22 protein-coding genes and 1 pseudogene are annotated in these 18,351 nt (G+C 66.0%); 16 read left to right on the forward strand and 7 right to left on the reverse strand.

All coding sequences use genetic code 11. From position 1 onward, the window contains the following. Positions 1-90: 90 nt before the first annotated feature. Positions 91-1,329, reverse strand: a complete 1,239-nt coding sequence (locus PWP93_RS33510; RefSeq protein WP_421047860.1) for a phosphatidylserine decarboxylase family protein — start codon at positions 1,327-1,329, stop codon at positions 91-93. Between the two features lie 351 nt (positions 1,330-1,680). Here PWP93_RS33510 and PWP93_RS33515 point away from each other — a divergent pair, with 351 nt between their 5' ends. The 3 genes from PWP93_RS33515 to PWP93_RS33525 all read left to right on the forward strand — a co-directional run bounded on the left by PWP93_RS33515 (position 1,681) and on the right by PWP93_RS33525 (position 5,809). Continuing rightward, positions 1,681-1,842 carry a DUF1328 family protein gene (locus PWP93_RS33515; protein ID WP_421025733.1) on the forward strand — a complete coding sequence of 54 codons (162 nt, stop codon included), beginning with the start codon at positions 1,681-1,683 and terminating at the stop codon, positions 1,840-1,842. Positions 1,843-1,957: 115 nt separating this feature from the next. Next, positions 1,958-3,319 (forward strand): cation:proton antiporter, encoded by a 1,362-nt coding sequence (locus PWP93_RS33520; RefSeq protein WP_421047861.1) that lies wholly within the window; start codon positions 1,958-1,960, stop codon positions 3,317-3,319. A 75-nt stretch (positions 3,320-3,394) separates the two neighbouring features. Beyond that, positions 3,395-5,809, forward strand: coding sequence for a PAS domain S-box protein (locus PWP93_RS33525; RefSeq protein ID WP_421047862.1), 2,415 nt, complete (start codon positions 3,395-3,397; stop codon positions 5,807-5,809). Positions 5,810-5,826: 17 nt separating this feature from the next. Here PWP93_RS33525 and PWP93_RS33530 read toward each other — a convergent pair whose 3' ends face one another. Both PWP93_RS33530 and PWP93_RS33535 read right to left on the reverse strand, forming a co-directional pair. Then, entirely contained in the window at positions 5,827-6,084 is a 258-nt protein-coding gene (locus tag PWP93_RS33530; protein ID WP_421047863.1) for a CsbD family protein, read from the reverse strand. 127 nt (positions 6,085-6,211) lie between these two features. Then, a complete protein-coding gene (locus PWP93_RS33535; protein ID WP_421047864.1) occupies positions 6,212-6,595 on the reverse strand; it encodes a DUF3175 domain-containing protein in 384 nt (127 codons plus the stop codon). Positions 6,596-6,664: 69 nt separating this feature from the next. Here PWP93_RS33535 and PWP93_RS33540 point away from each other — a divergent pair, with 69 nt between their 5' ends. Further along, positions 6,665-7,597 carry a Ku protein gene (locus PWP93_RS33540; protein ID WP_421047865.1) on the forward strand — a complete coding sequence of 311 codons (933 nt, stop codon included), beginning with the start codon at positions 6,665-6,667 and terminating at the stop codon, positions 7,595-7,597. 86 nt (positions 7,598-7,683) lie between these two features. After that, positions 7,684-8,505, forward strand: a complete 822-nt coding sequence (locus tag PWP93_RS33545; RefSeq protein ID WP_421047866.1) for a CHAD domain-containing protein — start codon at positions 7,684-7,686, stop codon at positions 8,503-8,505. An 82-nt stretch (positions 8,506-8,587) separates the two neighbouring features. Here PWP93_RS33545 and PWP93_RS33550 read toward each other — a convergent pair whose 3' ends face one another. Then, positions 8,588-9,160: a DUF6496 domain-containing protein gene (locus PWP93_RS33550; protein ID WP_421047867.1), complete on the reverse strand. Its 573-nt coding sequence runs from the start codon at positions 9,158-9,160 to the stop codon at positions 8,588-8,590. On the opposite strand from PWP93_RS33550, the gene PWP93_RS33555 reads away from it, so the two are divergent. After that, entirely contained in the window at positions 9,041-9,439 is a 399-nt protein-coding gene (locus PWP93_RS33555; protein ID WP_421048090.1) for a hypothetical protein, read from the forward strand. The two genes, PWP93_RS33550 and PWP93_RS33555, sit on opposite strands and share 120 nt — an antisense overlap. Before the next feature lie 230 nt (positions 9,440-9,669). Beyond that, positions 9,670-9,960, forward strand: a complete 291-nt coding sequence (locus PWP93_RS33560; RefSeq protein WP_421047868.1) for a hypothetical protein — start codon at positions 9,670-9,672, stop codon at positions 9,958-9,960. Positions 9,961-9,981: 21 nt separating this feature from the next. Here PWP93_RS33560 and PWP93_RS33565 read toward each other — a convergent pair whose 3' ends face one another. Then, entirely contained in the window at positions 9,982-10,188 is a 207-nt protein-coding gene (locus tag PWP93_RS33565) for a hypothetical protein (protein WP_421025723.1), read from the reverse strand. Positions 10,189-10,366: 178 nt separating this feature from the next. Between PWP93_RS33565 and PWP93_RS33570 the strand changes: the two genes are divergently transcribed. Continuing rightward, a complete protein-coding gene (locus PWP93_RS33570) occupies positions 10,367-11,341 on the forward strand; it encodes an NADP-dependent oxidoreductase (protein ID WP_421047869.1) in 975 nt (324 codons plus the stop codon). On the opposite strand, the gene PWP93_RS33575 is transcribed toward PWP93_RS33570, so the two are convergent. Next, the gene (locus tag PWP93_RS33575) at positions 11,329-11,505 is read right to left on the reverse strand and encodes a hypothetical protein (protein ID WP_421047870.1); all 177 of its coding nucleotides are present in this window, start codon (positions 11,503-11,505) and stop codon (positions 11,329-11,331) included. The two genes, PWP93_RS33570 and PWP93_RS33575, sit on opposite strands and share 13 nt — an antisense overlap. 261 nt (positions 11,506-11,766) lie before the next feature. Here PWP93_RS33575 and PWP93_RS33580 point away from each other — a divergent pair, with 261 nt between their 5' ends. The 5 genes from PWP93_RS33580 to PWP93_RS33600 all read left to right on the forward strand — a co-directional run bounded on the left by PWP93_RS33580 (position 11,767) and on the right by PWP93_RS33600 (position 15,218). Beyond that, positions 11,767-12,867, forward strand: coding sequence for an NAD(P)H-dependent flavin oxidoreductase (locus PWP93_RS33580; RefSeq protein ID WP_421047871.1), 1,101 nt, complete (start codon positions 11,767-11,769; stop codon positions 12,865-12,867). A gap of 117 nt (positions 12,868-12,984) precedes the next feature. Beyond that, entirely contained in the window at positions 12,985-13,164 is a 180-nt protein-coding gene (locus PWP93_RS33585) for an EF-hand domain-containing protein (RefSeq protein WP_421047872.1), read from the forward strand. A 103-nt stretch (positions 13,165-13,267) separates the two neighbouring features. Further along, positions 13,268-14,233 carry a HAMP domain-containing protein gene (locus PWP93_RS33590; RefSeq protein WP_421047873.1) on the forward strand — a complete coding sequence of 322 codons (966 nt, stop codon included), beginning with the start codon at positions 13,268-13,270 and terminating at the stop codon, positions 14,231-14,233. Continuing rightward, entirely contained in the window at positions 14,233-14,397 is a 165-nt protein-coding gene (locus PWP93_RS33595) for an ATP-binding protein (protein ID WP_421047874.1), read from the forward strand. The genes PWP93_RS33590 and PWP93_RS33595 overlap by 1 nt, the downstream gene beginning before the upstream one ends. 239 nt (positions 14,398-14,636) lie before the next feature. Then, positions 14,637-15,218 carry a twin-arginine translocation pathway signal protein gene (locus PWP93_RS33600; protein WP_421047875.1) on the forward strand — a complete coding sequence of 194 codons (582 nt, stop codon included), beginning with the start codon at positions 14,637-14,639 and terminating at the stop codon, positions 15,216-15,218. A gap of 384 nt (positions 15,219-15,602) precedes the next feature. Here PWP93_RS33600 and PWP93_RS33605 read toward each other — a convergent pair whose 3' ends face one another. After that, positions 15,603-15,848: a hypothetical protein gene (locus tag PWP93_RS33605; protein WP_421047876.1), complete on the reverse strand. Its 246-nt coding sequence runs from the start codon at positions 15,846-15,848 to the stop codon at positions 15,603-15,605. A 294-nt stretch (positions 15,849-16,142) separates the two neighbouring features. Here PWP93_RS33605 and PWP93_RS33610 point away from each other — a divergent pair, with 294 nt between their 5' ends. The 3 genes and pseudogenes from PWP93_RS33610 to PWP93_RS33620 form a co-directional block, all read left to right on the forward strand. After that, entirely contained in the window at positions 16,143-17,687 is a 1,545-nt protein-coding gene (locus PWP93_RS33610) for a methyl-accepting chemotaxis protein (protein WP_421047877.1), read from the forward strand. A gap of 236 nt (positions 17,688-17,923) precedes the next feature. Beyond that, positions 17,924-18,109, forward strand: a complete 186-nt coding sequence (locus tag PWP93_RS33615) for a penicillin acylase family protein (RefSeq protein ID WP_421047878.1) — start codon at positions 17,924-17,926, stop codon at positions 18,107-18,109. After that, positions 18,028-18,309 (forward strand): annotated as a pseudogene (locus tag PWP93_RS33620) (penicillin acylase family protein); the annotation flags it as partial. The gene PWP93_RS33615 and the pseudogene PWP93_RS33620, both read left to right, overlap by 82 nt. Positions 18,310-18,351: the final 42 nt, after the last annotated feature.

Raw genomic sequence — 18,351 nt, forward strand, 5'->3', positions numbered from 1 at the left:
GCAACACACGCCGCGCAACACACGCCGCGCAACACACGCCGCGCAACACGCCCTCATGCACCGCGCACGAACATGGGGCGCTAGCCGGACTCAGACTCCGGCTAGCGCGAGTCTCGTGTTGACTTTGAGGGGCGCGACATTGTCCCGGTACGGCGGCTTGACCGAAAACTCCCGGATCACATCGGGCTGAAAGATCAGACAGTAAGTACTTCCGCCGTATTGAAAGAACCCGAGCTCGTCGCCCTTGGCGACATGCTGTCCGGTCGAGGCGACGATGCGGCACGACGATACCTCCGCCATGCCCACGAAGACGCAGGCGACCATGCCGATGGCGGGCTCGTCCGCTTCGATCACGATCACGGCGCGCGCCGCCACGGCGGTCGTATAGCCCTGCGAATCGTTGAGGCCGCGCGCATCGGCGCCTTCGGCTTCCAGCGCGGAGTAGTAGGTGCCGCTCACGTTGCCGGCCTGCACGATCGTTCCGGAGACCGGCGCGTGCCAGCGGTGATAGTTGAACGCGCTCAGATAGCCCTGATACACGCAAGCCCCCGAAAAGCGCTGCACGATCTCCGTTGCGCTGCCGGCGAGCATGTCGCGCAGCGAATACGGCTGCGTCTTGATCCAGAAGCGCTCGCGCAGCCGGCAGTTGTCGCGCACGTCGTAGGGCGACGCTTCGCACGCGTTGACGATCACTGCCGGATTCGCGGGCTCCTCCACGGGCCGCGCGCCCGGGCGCAGCCGGCGCGTGAAGAAGTCGTTCCACGAGGCGAATCCCCAATGGGGCTCGGAGCGGTCGCAACGGTAGTCGGCGAGGCCCATCTTGCGCTGCGCGGCGTCGCAGAACCAGCCATGCGGCGCGTCGGTCGTGAGGTGCGTGCGCGAATGCGGCCCGGAAAGAAAGCCGCACCAGCATTCGAGCACGTGCCGCAACTGCGCGTTGAACGCAGGGTCGCGAAACACGGCGTAGCCGGAAGGCATGCACATCGGCCAGTCGAGCACGAGGTTCAGCGGTGTCGCCAAAGGCACTTGCGCATCGAAGGGCGGTGCATAGCTCGCCAGATAATCGACGATGGTCATCAACTCGTCGACATCGGTGTAGCCGAGCTCGTACCCTCTGGCCAGCGCGTCGTCGATCGCTCGCGAGAGATTCATGCGCAGCACGGCATCGCGCTGAACGAGTTCCGCAAGCTGGCGAACGACTGGGGCCGCCGGTGCACTGCGCGAGCGTTCGCGCGCGGCGGCGGCGATTTGCAGGCGCGCTCGTGCAGCGGCTTGCTCCTCTTGCGGCATCCAGTTGCCCAGACGGCGCTTCGTGTTCGTCATGCTCATGGCGGACTCCTCCTCGTGGTCTCGGCCCGGACGCAGAGCAGCAACAGCGATGCCACGCCGACGCGCACGCCGGATCCGCGTCGTCCGGCCAGAATCGGCACGCAGGCAAGCGCCGGACCCCATTTGTAGCCATTACGCGTAATGCTTGAAACGCGCCTTACGGGCGTGCCGGGCACGGCGCGGCGCGTGGCGCGCGGGACTGCGCTGGCGCAGCGGCGCGAGTCTTCGGGCAGCGGCCGGCACGGGCATTGCATGAGGGCAGGCGTGACCGTGTCGAGCGCGGGCTCGTGCGTCCTGGCGGAGTTTGTTGCCGTCCAGCGCGCCGGGTGACGCGCCATTCAGGAGCCGACAATGCTTTATTACGCCGTCGTGTTTTTCATCATTGCCGTGATCGCGGCTATCTTCGGGTTTGGCGGCATCGCTGCTGGCGCGGCGAGCATCGCCAAGATCCTGTTCCTTGTCTTCGTTGTCCTGTTTATCGTCAGTCTGCTGTTCGGCGCTTTGCGGCGCTGATGAAGCACGCCCATCTCGTGCACGGCGGCGCGCCCGGCTGGACCCGGGCGCGCCTGCATGACGGTTCCGCCCCCGGCGCGCCAGCCGGCAAGCCAGGCGGGGCCGGCGCCGCCCGATGACGGAACAAGCACTGTGGTTCTTGCTCGTCGGAGTGCTGCTGATGTTCGTGGCGCTCGCGCGCGGCCCGATTGGACGGCTGCCGCTCACGGGCGCCATGATCTATCTCGCGGTGGGCGTGGTCGTGGGGCCGGGCTGCCTCGGCCTCGTGCATGCCGACCTCGTGCGGGACGCGCACACGCTCGTCGTGATCGCCGTGATCGCCGAGGCCGGGCTCGTCATTTCGCTGTTCTCGGTGGGGATGCATCTGCGCGTGCCGCTGCGCGACCCGCTATGGCGTTTGCCGCTGCGGCTGGGCGTGCCGGCCATGGTGCTCACGGTGGCGCTGATGTTCGCGTTTGGCTGGGCCACCGGCCTGCCGCCAGGCGTCGCGCTGTTCCTCGCCGCCGTGCTCGCGCCCACCGATCCGGTGCTGGCCAACGAACTGCGCGTGCACGAAGCCGGCGACGCCGAGCCCGTGCGCTTCGCGCTGTCGGGCGAGGGCGGCCTGAACGACGGCGCAGCCATGCCGTTCGCCATGCTCGGCCTCGCGTTGTGCGGCGTGCCGGCGAGCGGCACGCAAAGCGCCTTGGCGTTTGCCGGCTCGCTCGTGTGGGGCGTGGCCGGCGCGCTGCTGAGCGGCGTCGCCCTCGCCATGCTGTGCGTGCGGCTCGTGCTGCATCTGCGGACCCAATACGGCGAGGCGCTGGGGCTCGACGGCTTCATCGCGATCGGCCTCATGTCGGTGGTCTATGGCGTGGCGCTGCTGCTCCACGCCTACGCCTTCGTGGCGGTGTTCGCCGCGGGCGTCGCGCTGCGTCACGAGGAGTTGCGCGCCACCGGCGCGCAGCGTCCCGCGCAGGCGCTCGAAAACGTGCAGCTGCGCGAGCGCACCGAGGTCGCGAAAGATCCCGGCCGCGCGCACGCCTGGCTCGCCACCGGCATGACCGACTTCACGCGGGAGATCGAGCACTTTGCCGAGTGCTCCGTTCTGCTGATCATCGGCTGCGTGGTGTCTGCGCACTGGCGCGCGATGCTCGCGCCGCATGCGGTGCTCTGCGCGCTCGCGCTCGTGTTCGTCGCGCGGCCGGTGGCCGTGCTTCTCGCCATGACCGGCGCGCACGCGGACGGCCAGCAGCGTCGTCTCATGGCATGGATGGGCATACGCGGCGTGGGTGCCTTCTACTACGCGCTGTGGGGGATCGGCCAGGCCGGCGATGCGCTGCGCGCGGTGCTGCCCGCCGCGCTCGATGCGATCGTGATTTCGGTGATCCTGCATGGCTCCACGGCGGGCTATGCGCTGGGCCGCTATCTGCGCCGCAAGGAGATCGCGCAACGTTCGGCAGCGCAGCGCCACAGCCGCGCCGGGCAGGCGCGATAGCCTTCGTCGGCGGCGGCGCGGCGCGGGAGGGCGTGGAACGGCAATTGCTCAGGCCTCTTCATTCAGGAGGATCGCATGGATCAGGTATGGCCCGGGCAGGACGACGGCTGGGAAAAAGAGCTGGTTTCGCGCGTGGGCGAGTATGCGATTTTTCGCTTGACGGAAACCGGCGAGGTCGCGAGCTGGAACGCGGGGGCCGAGCGCATCAATGGCTATAGCGCGGCCGAAATCCTCGGGCAGCACTTTTCGGTTTTCTATCCGCGCGAAGATCGCGAGGCGGGCTTGCCCGCCGCAGCGTTGCAAAGGGCGCGCGACCAGGGCCAGTTCGCCACCGAGGCGTGGCGCATCCGCCAGAACGGCGCGCGCTTCTGGGCGAGCATTCTGATTACGCCATTGCATGCGCGGGACGGCACCTTCGCGGGATTCGCCAAGATCGTGCGCGACGAGACCGCCAAGCGGCTCGCCTACGATGCGCTGCGCGAGAACGAGCGCAAGTTCCGGCTGCTCGTGCAGGGCGTCACGGACTATTCGATCTTCATGCTCTCGCCCGGGGGCGAAGTGACGAACTGGAACCTGGGCGCGGCGCGGATCAAGGGCTACGAGGCGAGCGAAGTCATTGGCACGCATTTTCGGCGTTTTTACACGCCCGAGGATATCGAGCGGGGATTGCCGGAGCGCGGCTTGCGGATTGCCGCGCAGGAAGGGCGCTTCGAGACCGAGGGCTGGCGCGTGCGCAAGGACGGCAGCCGCTTCTGGGCCAATGTCGTGATCGACGCGATTCGCGACGAGTGCGGCCAGCTCGTGGGCTATGCGAAGATCACGCGCGACGTCAGCGAGCGCAAGGCCGCCCAGGAGCAGCTCGAGCACGCGCGCGCCGCGCTGCTGCAAGCGCAGAAGATGGAGGCGCTCGGCAAGCTCACCGGCGGCGTGGCTCACAATTTCAACAACGTCCTGCAGGTGCTGCGCGCGAATCTGGAATTGCTCGAACGGCGCCACGGGCACGATCCCGTGGCGCGCGCGCGGCTCTCGCGAGCCATCGACGCCGTGGAGCACGGCGCGCTGCTCTCCTCGCAATTGCTCGCATTCGGCCGCCGCCAGCCGCTCCAGCCTCGCGTGGTGAACCTCTCGGCCATGCTGGGCAAGATGGAGGACATGCTGCGGCAAGCGTTGGGGGAATTGATCGAAGTGCGGATCAGCGTCGCCGGCAATCTCTGGAATACGCTCGTCGATCCCAATCAACTGGAGAGCGTCGTGCTCAATCTCGCCATCAACGCGCGCGACGCCATGCCCGAAGGCGGCAAGCTGACGATGGCGCTCTCCAACGCGACGATCGACGCCCACGACAGCGCATTCGCTGCTGATCTTGCCGAAGGCCGCTACGTGCTGCTTGCGATCACCGATACCGGCACCGGGATGCCGCGCGCCGTGCTCGATCGCGCGCTCGAGCCGTACTTCAGCACCAAGCCCGAAGGCGAAGGCACGGGACTCGGCTTGAGCATGGCCTACGGCTTCATCAAGCAAAGCGGCGGCGACATGCGCATCTACAGCGAGTCCGGGCACGGGACGACAGTCAAGGTCTGGCTGCCGAAGTCGAGCGGGCACGTGGCGGACATCGAGACCCTGGCGCCCGCGCGCATCGAAGGCGGGACGGAAACCATCCTCGTAGTCGAGGACGACGAGTGCATCCGCTCGGCCGTGGCGGAGATGCTCGGCGACCTCGGCTACACCGTGCTCACGGCGGGCGATGCGCAAAGCGCCATGGCGATCGTGAAGAGCGGCGCGAAAATCGATCTGCTGTTTTCCGATGTCGTGATGCCGGGCCCGATGCGCAGCACGGAGCTGGCCAGCATCGCGGTGCGCGAGGTGCCGGGCCTCGAGGTGCTCTTCACCTCCGGATACGTGGAAAACGCCATCGTCCACGGCGGCCGCCTCGACGAGGGCGTGAATCTGCTGAGCAAGCCGTATGGCCGCGCGCAGCTCGCGGGCAAGATCCGGCGTGTGCTGGGGGGGCGGCGCGATGCGCAAGCGCCTGCCGCCGCGCGCGGGGAGGCGTCCGCCGGCGCGGCGCCCTTATCGGCGCCCACATCGGCGTCCTCATCGACGTCCTCATCGACGTCCTCATCAGCGCCGTTATCGGTGCTGGTGGTCGACGACGACGCCGCTTCTCGCGAAGCGGTGAGCGAACTGCTTTCGGAAATGGGCTACGACGCGCGCCAGGCGGGCGACGAGCAAGAGGCGCGGCGCGCCCTGGAAGAGCAGGCGGTGCAGGTGCTCATCACCGACATCGCCCTGCCGGGCGGTTCGGGCGTCGACCTCGCAAGGGGCGCGCTGCAGCGGTATCCATGGCTGAACGTCATATTTGCTTCGGGTAACGAAGCGCCTGCCGCGGACGAAACTGGCTTCGAGTGCGCGGCCCTGCGCAAGCCGTTTACCGCATCTCAACTCGGCGCGCTGATTGAACGCATCCGCGCTGCGACGCGCGATTCCTGAAGCCGCGCATCAGGCACTCACTCGCGCCTTGCGGCCCACCAGGCGCCGCATGCGATGCCGAGACCAACGGCCACGCCCAGTGCCGCGAGCGGATTTTCGACGATGGTCTCGCGGGTGGCGAGCGTCGCGTTGCTCGCGAGCCGCTGCGACTTCCCGCACAGTGCCTTGATGCGGCCGGCGGTTTGCATGTCGGTGTCGCCGAGCAGGTCGCCGGCGAGCGCCTGCGCTTTGCCAGCCGCTTCATGAACGGCGTCGCTTGCGTGTGTCCTTGTCATGATCGTGCTCCTGAGGGTGCCGGTGATGCCATTGAACAGCAGTCCTCATGCCCGTGCGCGCGGCGGTGGCAGCAGTGGCGGCGCGCATGGGCGAGCGCTTCGGCGCGGCCCCTTCGTTTTCGACTTTTCACGGCTTGCGCCCGAACGCCTCGCGCAGCTTGGCTTTCGCCTGTTGCAGGGTTTCGCGGCGCGACTTCGGCAGATTCTTGCCGGCGCGATTGATATAGAAGTTCAGCATCGACATTGCCGATTGAAACGGCGTGCCCTTGCGCCGGCGGCTACGCTCGGACGATTGCTTCAGCGAGCGCGCGATCGCGGCGGGATCGTCGAGTTTGAAGACGCCCGAATCGAGGTCCATGGCATCGCTCGTTTCGGCGACGCGATGCGACCAGCGCCGGCCCGAGCCGCGCGCGGTGCCGGCCGTTTTCTTCGCGGCGCTTGCGTGCGCGTGCCGCTGGCGCGCGGGTTTGCGATTGCGGGTTCGGGTGGAGGAATGCGGTTTCGTGGTCATGGCTGGTGTCCTGTCTCTCGCTGCAGGGCGGGCGCGCAGGCATCATGCCCGCGGCGTGCATCGAGGCGCGTGGGCATCCCGGTGGGCATCCCGATTGCGAAGCAAACGCAGGACACCGGATTCGAGGGAGAGGCGATCATGCCGCGTGCGATATGGAAGGGCGCCATCAGCTTCGGGCTGGTTTACATTCCGGTGGAGCTCTACCCGGCTACCCAGAGCGAGCATACCGAATTCAACCTGCTCGACCGCCGCACCTTCGACCCGGTGGGCTATCAGCAGATCAACAAGCGCACGGGAAAACCGATCGGGCGCGAGCATATCGTGCGCGGCTACGAGTACGAGAAGGGCTCCTGTGTCGTGATGTCGGACGAGGAGATTCGCGCAGCGAAGCCGGAAGCGACGCAGACGGTGGACATTCTGGCCTTTGTCGATGCCGGCAAGCTGTCGTTCGTCTATCTGGATACGCCTTATTGGCTGATGCCTGAGCGGCGCGCGGAAAAAAGCTACGCACTGCTGCGCGATGCGCTGGCCGAGAGCGGCAAGCTCGGCATTGCCAGCGTGGTGATGCACAGCCGGCAGCATCTTGCCGCCGTCGTGGCGGCGGGGCCGGCCCTGGCATTGGAGACCTTGCGCTGGTCCACGGAGGTCCGCGAGCTCGATGCGTCGCATTCGTTTCCGGCGAGCGCGAAAAGTGCGGGCGTGAGCGCGGGCGAGCTGGAGATGGCGCGCAAGCTCATCGACGATATGAGCGCCGAGTGGCAGCCGGATAGCTATCGCGATACGTTTCGCGGCGCGCTTGTCGAACTGGCCCGACGCAAGGCAAGCGAAGGGAAGTCACGCGAGCTCACGCATATCGAGGCGCCGGAGCCCGAGCGGCGCGGCGCCGATGTCGTGGATCTTGCCGACCTGCTCAAGCGCAGCCTGGGCAAGCGCACCGGCGCGAGCAGCGCCGGCGCGAAGCCGGGTAAGCCGCCCGCCAGGCGCGGCCGCCGGGCAGCCTGACGGGCCGGCAGCGCAAAGTCGCGACGTGCCGCGACGGCTGCCCAGGCCGCGCAGGTTCAGTGAGGAAGCACGCATGGGAATAGACGATGACAGGCAAACGCCATAGAGGGAAAGTCCTCGACGCCGCACAGGCGCGATTCGCGGGATACGCGAAGCCGCTCGTCAGCGAGGCGCTCACGCGCGCGGCCCGGCTGGACGAGAACGAGGACGACTATCACAAGCTGCGGGTTGCATTGCGCCGGCTTCGCACCTTGTTGTGGGCGTGGCGGCCGCTGTTCGGGCGCGACCTCGACGAACCCGGGCGCGCCTCGCTCAAGCGCATGGCAGCCGCAGCGGGCGACGCGCGCAATTGGGATATCGCCGCGGGCCTGCTTGCGCAGCAGGGCGAGGAGAGGATCGCCAACCGCCTTGCGGCGTCGCGCAGCGACGCGCGCGAGGCGGCGCGCCGGGTCCTGGCAGGGCGCACCTTCGGGCGCACCCTGCTTGAAACGGTGCGGCGCGCGAACCGGATGCTGAATGCGTCGCCGCGCCGTGTTCCCATGAAGCGCTTCGCGCGCGCACGCGTGGCGTCGGCTGAACGCGCGCTGGACAAACGCATGCGCCGCGCGAAAAAAGCCGGGCGGCGCGATTACGCCGCCTTGCACGACGTGCGCAAGCGCGCAAAGCGGCTGCGCTACCTGCTCGAATTCTTCGGCCCCCACCTGCCGCGCCGTCGGGGCAAGCGCATGAAGCGGTTGAAGAAGATTCAGGATCGGTTCGGTAACCTTAACGATGTCGTGAGCGCCGAACACCTGCTCGCCTGCCATCGCGAGATCTTCGACGCGGACGCCGGCGCGGATGCCGCACTGGCGTCGCTTGGAAAATTGCGCAAGCGACGCCGTCGCGCGGCGATGAAACTGCTGGCGTGAGCGTGCTGGCATGAGCGCCGAAAGTGCCGCATCCGCGTGATGCTCGAGAGGGCGAGATGGCCGCGCCCGCGCACCAGACGCGCTAGCGTTGTGTGTGACGCGCCCGCGCCGCGCGTGTTTGCGCCGCTTTTTTGGCCGCTGCCGAGCGCCCCGCTGCGCCCTTCGTTTGCGCCGCCTTCTTTGCGGCCTCCGAGCGATTCCGGGAGCCTTTTGTCCGGGCGGCCTTGCGGGCGGCTTCCGCCCGGCTCGCTGGCGAGCGTCGGGACGCCGCGTTCTTCGACTGCGTCGACATGGCTTGCGGCGACGCACCCTCGCTGCTCTCTTTCTGCAACACGGCCGTCGTGGTACGCGAGCGCCGCGCTTTCGATTCGGTGCTGGCACTGGTCATTTTGTTTTTCGCGTGGGCGGCGTCCTGTTTGGCCTTCTTGCGTGTTGCTTCGCTCGCCTTGCCTTTTGCCGGCGGCGGCAGATCGACGCCGGCTCGCCGCGCCTTGGACAAGCCGATCGCAATCGCCTGCTTCGCGGAGCGCACGCCATGCTTGCCGGCGCGCACGCGGTCGACTTCTTCCTTGACGAATTCACCCGCCTGAGTGCTGGGAGATTTGCCGGCGCGCTTGTCAGCCTGCGCTCGCTCGATGGTTTTCCGTTCGGGCATGGTCGCTCTCCTAAGTCAATGCATCTACCCCTGGTGAGCGCAACGTTTATGCCGGGCAAGAACGCTCCAGAAACGCTGATGGCGGATTATCAGCGTTCAGGAAAAGCTGGCCTGCGCACTGATTATTTGGCCTTCGCCGCGCTCGCGGGCACATCGCGGGACATGTTGTCGTGCGTGGGCTTCTCGGGCTTTTTAATCGGCATATGGTCGGGGTTGGTCGTGCTCGCGGCGCCCGACGCGGCCGCGGGCGGTTTCGCCATCGATGCGGCCGGTCGCTGATCGGCGGTCTGCGCCCGCGTCAGTGGGGAAAAAGCCGATGTGCCCAGCAACGCCAGAATGATTGCAGCCCATCGCCGGGCAAGGAGCGTGCTCATACGTTTCTCCGCTTCCGGTATTCGCCGCTTCATGCGCGAATCGCGTGCCCGGGCCCAGCATCCAGTCCGTTCGGCACGAGCCGTGCGCACGACCCCATACATACCGACACCATCTACGGGAAGAGGAGGTCTGCCATGAGCTCCCAGCCGCATTACCAGGTCAACATCTGTCGAGGCGATTTCCAGCACGTCTGCGAACGCTTTCTCGAGTGGAAGCATGAACCGCTCGTCTATCGACCAGGACAAACGATGTTTGCGGGAAGGGACGAAGTTCACATGCTGTCGAAACAACGCTACGAAGATGCCGAGCAGGCGCGCAAAGCGTTGCAGCGGGCATGCCGGCCCGAGGATCCCTATGCGCTGGCCGCCGAAGTGAGCAATGGCGAAAACGACTTGTGGATCGTGATGGCGGCCTACGCGGAATAGTGCGGCAATGCGCGCCTCGGCTTAGCGCGATTTTCCTCCGCCATCCAACCCCGCGCCCTTGCGCCAGACTTCCTTGCCGCGCTGGGAGAGTTCCCCGCTGCTGTGGGTGCGGTCCGGTTCGGTGTCGGGCACGGCCATCTCGCCGCCGGGTGGTTCCTGGGCACGCTGTCTGGTGCGCTTGCGTATGGCCACGCGTTCGTCCTGCGAGCGTCCGGCGTATTCACTCATAGCTGCCTCCATGGGTGGTGTTGTCACAGGTTTAGAGGCCGCATCGCGTGTACCCGGCGTTGGGCGCGTCCCGCAGGAACGGGCATGCCCCATGCTGCCGCGACCACATGCGCCGACTCGTCGGTTTTGCGGGACCCTCGCGTGATGCACGCACGCTGTCTGCACGTCTGGAGGAGCCATGGAACCGGTGCGAAACGTGTTGCCCGAATCGATGCGCGCGTGGCGCGCCACGCGCTTTGGCGGGCTCGACGCGCTCGCATGCGAGAGCACATCGGTGCCGCTGCTATACGGCGACGAAGTGCTGGTCGAAGTGCAGGCCGCCGCGCTGAACCCCGTGGACCTGAAGACTCTGCACGGGCGCTACCCGGCCGTCGCGCAGCACGATTTGCCGTTTACGCTGGGACGAGACGTGGCCGGCGTGATTGCGCAGGGCTCGCGGCGCGCGGCAGGGTGGGAGCCCGGCACGCGCGTGTGCGCATTCGTGGGCCAGGGGCCGGGCGCACTGGCCGACTACGTGGCGGTTAGCGCAAGCGCGCTTGCGAACGCGCCGTGCGCGGGCGCTGTCGATACGGCGGCGGCTTTGCCGCTCGCTGCGCTCACGGCGTGGCAAGGGCTCTTCGATTACGGCAAGCTGCAGCGCGGCGAGCGCGTGCTGATCCACGGCGCGAGCGGCGCGGTGGGGCGCTTCGCGGTGCAGTTCGCGCGGCACTGCGGCGCGCATGTGATTGTGACGGCATCGGCGCCTACGCATGGCGCGTTGCGTGCATTGGGCGCGGCCGAGACGATCGACTACCGGCACGACGAATTCGAGGACCGCGCGGGCGAGGTCGACGTCGTGCTCGATCTCGTGGGCGGGGTTGTGCAGGCGCGCTCGTGGAGCGTTTTGAGGCGCGGCGGCACGATGGTGTCGGCGCTCGACGAGCCGTCGCAGAGCGAAGCCGCGGTGCGCGGCGCGTGCGCCACGCGGTTTACGGCGCGCCCCGATGGCGCGCAGCTCGAGCATATCGTTGCGCTGTTCGATCAGGGGATCATTAAGGTGGAGGTCGTGTCGCGCTTCAATTTCGGCGACGCGCGCGATGCGTTCGAGCGCGTCGAGCGCGGGCATCCACACGGCAAGGTTGTCGTCATGGTCGAGTGGCATCAGCCGGTGTGAAGGCGCATCGCCGGTGCGGCGCGCTCGGGCGGCGCCTTCGAGGGCGGGTCGCCTTCGGGCAGCGGCGGCGGTTCGTCGTCCGGGCGCGGCGGCGGCGGGGGCGTGCGTTCGGGGTCGTTCACCGGGTCGGTCGTCGGCAGATGGAATGAGTGGGTCGTGGCCATGGCGCTTCCTCGCGGATTCCGGCTGGATCGTTCGCCGGGTCATTCAATGTGGCCGCATCGGCCGTGCCTCGATCACCCGAATCCCGGTCGATGGACTTCGGTTGTGCTGGTTGTAGCCATTACACGGAATGCCTGAAACGCATCTTTCGGCCTTGACCGCCGGGCCCGGCTGCATCGCGGCCGGCGCTTTTGCGGTACTTCGCGTAGCATGAGCGCTGTTTCGCTGCCGACCGGAGGACCTCCACGCTGGAGGAAAACGACATGAACACTCAATCGGACAATCGCGCATTACTGCGCTTGCTGGGCATACGCACGCCGATCATCCAGGCGCCGATGGCCGGCGTCAGCACGCCCGCACTGGCGGCCGCCGTGTCGAATGCGGGCGGGCTTGGCTCGCTGGGCGTCGGCGCGACCGATGCTGGCGGCGCGCGCAAGATGATCCGGGACACGCGCGCGCTGACCGGCAAGCCGTTCAACATCAATGTGTTTTGCCATCGGCCGGCTGTTGCGAACGCAGCGGTCGAGCGCGCGTGGCTCGACTGGCTCGCGCCGGTGTTCGCGCAGTACGGCGCGACGCCGCCCGAAACGCTCTCGGAGATCTATACGAGCTTCGTCGTCGACGAAGCCATGCAGCAGATGCTCGCCGAAGAAAAGCCGGCGGTCGTCAGTTTCCATTTCGGGCTGCCGGCGGCGGAAGTCATCTCCGACCTGAAGCGTGCCGGCATCACGCTGCTCGCGAGCGCCACGAATCTCGAGGAAGCGGCCCAGGTCGCGGACGCCGGCGTCGATGCGATCGTGGCGCAGGGGATCGAGGCGGGCGGGCATCGCGGCGTGTTCGATCCCGATGCCGGCGACGCGCGTCTCGGCACGTTCGCGCTCACGCGTCTCATCGCCAGCGAAGGGCGGCTGCCGGTCATCGCGGCGGGCGGGATCATGGACGGCGCGGGCATTGCGGCGGCGCTCGCACTCGGCGCGCAGGCCGCGCAACTCGGGACCGCGTTTGTCGCGTGCCCGGAGACGTCGATCGACGACGGTTACCGTCGTGCGCTGCTTGGCGAAGCCTCGCGTCACACGACGTTCACCGCTGCAATTTCCGGACGGCCCGCGCGGGCGATGGCCAATAAATTCACCGCGCTCGGCGACGATCCGCACGCGCCGCAAACGCCCGCGTATCCGGTCACGTACGACGCCGGCAAGGCGCTGCACGCGGCCGCCAAGGCGCAAGGCGAGTTTGGCTTCGGCGCGCAATGGGCGGGGCAGGCCGCGGCGCTCGCACGCTCGCTGCCGGCCGCCGAACTATTCGCGCAGTTGGAGCGTGAAACGCGACAGAGCATCGAGCGGATGCAGGCGTTACCGTTCTGACGTGACATAACTTGACATCGATTTCTAACGATTCCGTAATCTGCCAGCCGGAGACAGCGCCTACACTTGCGTTCCCGACGAGCCGTGAATCATGGCTTCGTCAATCGTGGAGAAAAAATGAAACGCATTTGTCTGATGTTGGCTGCCGCACTGATGGCGTCCTCCGCGTTTGCGCAGGACGCCAGGACGCAGCAGGCGCAGTCCCGCTTCGAAGCGGCCGATACGAATCACGATGGCAAGCTCACACCCGCCGAGGCGCAGGCCGGCATGCCGCTCGTCGCGAGGAATTTCGATTAGATCGATACGGCCCACATGGGGTATGTGACGTTCGACGAGATCGCACAATTCGCGGCCAGGCACCGGCAATAAATTCGTTCACGTCGCGACGCAAATCCGCACGGTGAGCCGGCTGCTTGCCACGCTGCCGCCCGCGGTGCGGGAGCAGCAGCTTCTGGCCATCAATGGCGTGGCGCAAAGCGAGGTGCCTCCCGCGAGCGCCACCGACGCGCGGCCGCAAGGCATGGCCGCCCGGTATTTCGTTGCGCGGATGTCGAGCGAACTGGGCGCGGGCGAGCAGATGCGCTTCGAGCACGGCGGCGCGCAACGTGTCTGGGTCCGCGTGCGGGTGGAGGACGCGTATTACTGGATGCTGCTCGCGGGCGCGCCGCATGCGATTCCGGGCCTGCCGTGGACGTTGATCAGTCTGCTGCTGTGTATCGCCACGGTGCCGCCACTGGTGGCATTCCTGATACACCGTCCGGTCGAACGGCTGCTGATGCGGCTCGCACGCGCAGCCGACACGATCGAGCAGGGGGCGTGGCCCGAGGCAGTGCCCGTCGAAGGCGCACACGAACTGGCGATGGTTGCGGACGCATTCAATCGCATGGCTGCGTCGCTCCAGGATCTGGAGACGACTCGCGCGCAAATGCTGGCGGGCATCTCGCACGACATCCGCACGCCGCTCACGAAGCTGCGCATGGTGCTGCTGGCGCCGGATTCCGTCGACGCGCCTCTGGACAGCGCCGAACGGTTCGTCGAGGAAATCGACATGATCGTGCAGCAGTTCATCGATTTCGCGCGCGGCTGGGACAGCGAACCCGCAAGGCGCGGCGACCTCAACGCGTTGATCGAGCGCCTTGCCGCCGACTACGTCGGGCTCGAGTACGTATTCGATCTGTCGCTGGAGGCGCTGCCCGAGTTCTCGTTCCGGCCCACGGGCATACAGCGGCTATTGATGAACCTGATGCATAACGCGGCCGTGCATGGCCGCGTCGGGCTCGCGGTCAGGACCCGGATGGCGGGCGGGTATATGACGATCGACGTCGAGATCAGGGCCCCGGCGTGCCGGCGGAACTGTTGCCGTTGATGACGCAGCCGTTCAGGCGGGGGCCGCAGAGCGATCAGCGCGGCGGCTCGGGACTTGGTCTGGCGATTGCGGACCGGATTGCGACGCAGCACGACGGTGCGCTCGATCTGTTGCCGAACCGGCCGCATGGCCTCGTGGCGCGCGTGCGCTTGCCGGTGCGCTGAACACTTGACGCAGCGGCGCGGTGCGCAGCGCGTTCTCCTCATTATTCTGCATTGCAAATCAAATAGAGCGTGAGCCGAATCACAAGCCGCGGCGCGCGATTCTGACATGCGTTGAAACAAGTTTTGAGCAGCTTGTAATGCCGCATGCCGGTAAATTGAGTCGAAGGCGTTGCCTGCCGCATTGTTCGGTATGCAACGAGTGCCACTCATTACCTTGATCATCGAGGTCAGAATCAAAGATGTCTTTTAAAATCGTGCGCCTGGCCGCTGTGCTCTCGGGCCTGTTCGTTGGGGGGTGTTCCAGTCTGGGAGCGCAGGCTGCTTCGTTCTCTTCGGCCAGTGACGCGTCTCACGCGAAACTCGAGCAGGATGCGCGCGCGGCGCTGGCGCGGCTGTATGCGAGCACGCCTCGCGCCAGAGAGTTGGGCGCCCATTCCGTTGCAATCCTGGTCTTTCCGGACATCCTGAAAGCAGGGCTGATGTTCGGCGGTTCGGGCGGCAATGGCGTGTTGTTCTCGCACGCAGGAAAGGTGCTCGGCTACTACAACACGAGCGCGCTTTCCTATGGGCTTCAAGCCGGCGCACAGAGCTTTTCCGAAGCGATGTTCCTCACCAGGGCTGCCGCCATGCGCTACCTCGACAGCAGCGCTGGCTGGTCGATTGGCGGCGGCCCGAGCGTGGTTCTCGCGGACACGGGCATGGGGCGGGATGTTTCCACTACGACCCTGCGCCCGGATGTTTATGCGTTCATCTTCGGACAAACCGGACCCATGGCGGGCATGGGCGTGCAGGGCCAGAAAATCACCCGGCTCGGTTCGTGACGCGCAAGCCGGCATCACAGGATCACGCACCGTGCCAATTTTCGGAACGCGATTGAGCCGCCCATCGGAAAGGCGTTTGCGGCGGAATCCGCCGTCTCATGAAACATGCGGGACGTCCGGCATCGCGAGCACGCCCGAAGTCGCGCGCGCCGGTCCGCTCACGCATGAAACGTACAGACTGGCCGCAGCGTGGCTCGATCATCTCTGGAATCAGGCGCCAAGCGAGCGGAACTCGCGGCTCATGGAAGGTTTGCTAGCCCTCGTCGACGAATTCGAAGGCGCTCACAGGGCGGCTTCTTTACCGTCAGCGATGGCTTCGTGCGCTACGCCTTCCACGTCAAAAGATTGCGGCGCGTACCAAGCGGATCAAGCGTTTTAAGCGTATCAGGCGTAACTGCTGTCCGCCGGGGACTCCCCGAGCAGGTCGCGCAGCGCGTGCAGCCGCTGCCGATCCAGCGGCGACAGTCTGGGCTTTTCGAGCAGATTCTCGATCTGCGATATCCAGTAGTCGCGGCGGATCAGCCGGGGGCGGCGAATCAGGGCGTCCAGGGTGTTTTCCAGTTGCCGGATCTCTGTTTTCACGATGTCCACATGCACCTCCCGGGTTGGCGCAAACGTTTGCGCTTTCATGTCAATACTTCGGGCAACAGCCTGGCTGTAACGAACGAGTCATATCGCGAGGTATTACGGCGCGACGCATGATTTCTTTAGAGGGGCTTTCATCTATTGCACGGAGATGCAATGGCCGGGATGCATTCGCGAGGCAAGCGATGGCGCTAAAGATTTGGCCCGAAATTGCCGACATAGTGCTTGTTGTGCCGGTCGTGCTTGCAGTATCGTGCGCTGTCGCGATGCCACTTCGAGATTGCGGCCGACCGCATGGATTGCACTGCGAATATTCATCTTGCATCGTGAGGAAGGTCCATGCGCAACAACCAGCCTGTCACCCAAAACGAATACGAATTTCCGGACGACGCAACGTTGATGTCGACGACCGACACTCAAAGTTGCGTCACATATGCCAATGCGGCTTTCATCCAGGTCAGCGGCTTTTCGCATGCGGAAATTCAGGGCCATCCGCATAATCTGGTGCGGCACCCCGACATGCCGAAGGAAGCCTTTGCGGACATGTGGGCGACGCTCAAAGGCGGTGAGCCCTGGAGCGCGCTGGTCAAGAACCGACGCAAGAATGGTGATCATTACTGGGTGCGGGCGAACGCGACACCTGTGGTGCGCAACGGTCAGCCGGTGGGTTACATGTCGGTGCGCACCAAGGCGTCGCGTGAAGAGATCGCCTCGGCCGAAGCGCTTTATCGCGAGTTCAGGGAAGGCAAGGCCGGCAGCCGCCGCTTCCACAAGGGACTTATCGTGCGCGGTGGCCTCATGGGCTGGACGAGCGCGTTCAAGACCATGCGCGTGCGCTGGCGTATCCGGTTTGCCTTGCTGACGCTCGTGCCGTTGATGGGACTGGCGGCCTGGCTGCTCGGTTTGCGCACATATGCCCTCGGCGGCATCACGGGGGCGGCCTTGCTGGCTTCGCTGGTGGTGGCATTGTGGCTGGAAAGCCAGATTTCGCGCCCGCTCGAGAAGGTGCTCGAGCAAGCGTTGCGTGTTGCATCGGGGGAAAGCCAGAAGGCCGTCCACATGGATCGCGTCGATGAAATCGGCATGACGCTGCGCACGGTCAGCCAGCTTGGGCTGATGTTCCGCTGGTTGATCGACGACGTCAGCGAACAGGTCATCAATGTGCAGCAGGCCATCAACGAAATTGCCCAGGGCACCGACGACCTGAGCAAGCGCACCGAGCAGGCGGCTGCCAATGTTCAACAGACCGCGACCTCGATGACGCAGATGACGGCAACCGTCAAGAGCAATGCCGAGACGACCCTGCAAGCCAACAACTTGTCGTCATCGGCCAGCGATGCCGCCGCGAAGGGAGGAGAGGCCGTATCGCATGTGATCACGACGATGAACGAGATCACCGACAGCTCGAAAAAGATCGCCGATATCATCGGCGTAATCGACGGGATTGCATTTCAAACCAATATCCTGGCCTTGAACGCGGCTGTGGAGGCCGCGCGCGCGGGCGAGCAGGGACGGGGATTCGCGGTCGTCGCGGGGGAAGTTCGCGCGCTCGCACAGCGCAGCTCGAATGCGGCCAGGGAGATCAAGAATCTCATCGGCGAAAGCGTCGGAAAAGTCGAAGCCGGTTCAAAAATGGTCGACGAGGCCGCGCGGACGATGGACGACATCGTCGCGCAGGTCAAGCGCGTGTCCGATCTGATTGCCGAAATCCGCTTCGCTACCGAGGAGCAAAGCAGCGGCGTTACGCAGGTAGACCGCGCAGTGAGCGACCTCGATACGATCACCCAGCAAAACGCCGCGCTGGTCGAGCAGAGCACCGCGGCGTCGGATAGTCTCAAGCAGCAAGCCGCGCGCCTGGTCGAAGCCGTGAGCGTTTTCCGCTAACGGCATAAAGCGATTACTTTCATTCGGGCAAGCGCGGCACGCCCGAGCAAACCGATGTCTCCACTTGCACCGGGCCTCACGGCCCCGGTGCGCCGCCCGGTATCACCACGCAGTGAAAACCCCGGAGGAGACACACCGTGCGCCCAACACGCCGATATCGCAGACTCGCCATCTCCGTCACGTGTGCCGCAGTGGCCGCATTCAGCAGTATCGTTGCGCACGCAACCGATGAGCCGGTGGAAACGATCACCCTCGAAGGCCTCGCGCACCCGGTCGATATTCTGATCGATCATTGGGGCGTGCCGCATATTTTCGCGGACAACGAAAGCGATGCCTTCTTGGCGGCAGCGCGTACACACCGAACCAGTCCACTTACCGCGAGCGCGATTTCCGGCAGACCAAAGGGCCGTCGTTTCGCGTGATCGTGGACGTGGGCAACTGGGACAACTCGCGCGCGATGAACCTGCCCGGCGACTCGGGCGACCCGGATAGTCCGCATTATCGGGACCTGGCGCAGATGTGGCTCGATGGCCGCTATTTCCCGTTGCTCTACACGCGTGCGGCGGTGGAAGCGGAGACGGAAAAGCGGATTCATCTCGTGCCGGGGGTTAGCACGCGCTGAACGGGGGGCGGGAAGAAAGCGCAACGATTCGAGGTGCCGCTT

Origin of the sequence: Paraburkholderia sp. A1RI-2L (assembly GCF_048957375.1) — a bacterium.
Taxonomy (GTDB): Bacteria; Pseudomonadota; Gammaproteobacteria; order Burkholderiales; family Burkholderiaceae; genus Paraburkholderia.

Coding starts and splice junctions, on each gene's coding strand:
- PWP93_RS33575 (WP_421047870.1), bottom strand. CDS start 11,505: ATGGCCACGACCCACTCATTCCATCTGCCGACGACCGACCCGGTGAAC.
- PWP93_RS33530 (WP_421047863.1), bottom strand. CDS start 6,084: ATGACAAGGACACACGCAAGCGACGCCGTTCATGAAGCGGCTGGCAAA.
- PWP93_RS33565 (WP_421025723.1), bottom strand. CDS start 10,188: ATGAGTGAATACGCCGGACGCTCGCAGGACGAACGCGTGGCCATACGC.
- PWP93_RS33515 (WP_421025733.1), top strand. CDS start 1,681: ATGCTTTATTACGCCGTCGTGTTTTTCATCATTGCCGTGATCGCGGCT.
- PWP93_RS33600 (WP_421047875.1), top strand. CDS start 14,637: ATGTCTTTTAAAATCGTGCGCCTGGCCGCTGTGCTCTCGGGCCTGTTC.
- PWP93_RS33525 (WP_421047862.1), top strand. CDS start 3,395: ATGGATCAGGTATGGCCCGGGCAGGACGACGGCTGGGAAAAAGAGCTG.
- PWP93_RS33545 (WP_421047866.1), top strand. CDS start 7,684: ATGACAGGCAAACGCCATAGAGGGAAAGTCCTCGACGCCGCACAGGCG.
- PWP93_RS33550 (WP_421047867.1), bottom strand. CDS start 9,160: ATGCCCGAACGGAAAACCATCGAGCGAGCGCAGGCTGACAAGCGCGCC.
- PWP93_RS33570 (WP_421047869.1), top strand. CDS start 10,367: ATGGAACCGGTGCGAAACGTGTTGCCCGAATCGATGCGCGCGTGGCGC.
- PWP93_RS33595 (WP_421047874.1), top strand. CDS start 14,233: ATGACGCAGCCGTTCAGGCGGGGGCCGCAGAGCGATCAGCGCGGCGGC.
- PWP93_RS33520 (WP_421047861.1), top strand. CDS start 1,958: ATGACGGAACAAGCACTGTGGTTCTTGCTCGTCGGAGTGCTGCTGATG.
- PWP93_RS33560 (WP_421047868.1), top strand. CDS start 9,670: ATGAGCTCCCAGCCGCATTACCAGGTCAACATCTGTCGAGGCGATTTC.
- PWP93_RS33580 (WP_421047871.1), top strand. CDS start 11,767: ATGAACACTCAATCGGACAATCGCGCATTACTGCGCTTGCTGGGCATA.
- PWP93_RS33510 (WP_421047860.1), bottom strand. CDS start 1,329: ATGAGCATGACGAACACGAAGCGCCGTCTGGGCAACTGGATGCCGCAA.
- PWP93_RS33585 (WP_421047872.1), top strand. CDS start 12,985: ATGAAACGCATTTGTCTGATGTTGGCTGCCGCACTGATGGCGTCCTCC.
- PWP93_RS33535 (WP_421047864.1), bottom strand. CDS start 6,595: ATGACCACGAAACCGCATTCCTCCACCCGAACCCGCAATCGCAAACCC.
- PWP93_RS33555 (WP_421048090.1), top strand. CDS start 9,041: ATGCTTGCCGGCGCGCACGCGGTCGACTTCTTCCTTGACGAATTCACC.
- PWP93_RS33610 (WP_421047877.1), top strand. CDS start 16,143: ATGCGCAACAACCAGCCTGTCACCCAAAACGAATACGAATTTCCGGAC.
- PWP93_RS33605 (WP_421047876.1), bottom strand. CDS start 15,848: ATGAAAGCGCAAACGTTTGCGCCAACCCGGGAGGTGCATGTGGACATC.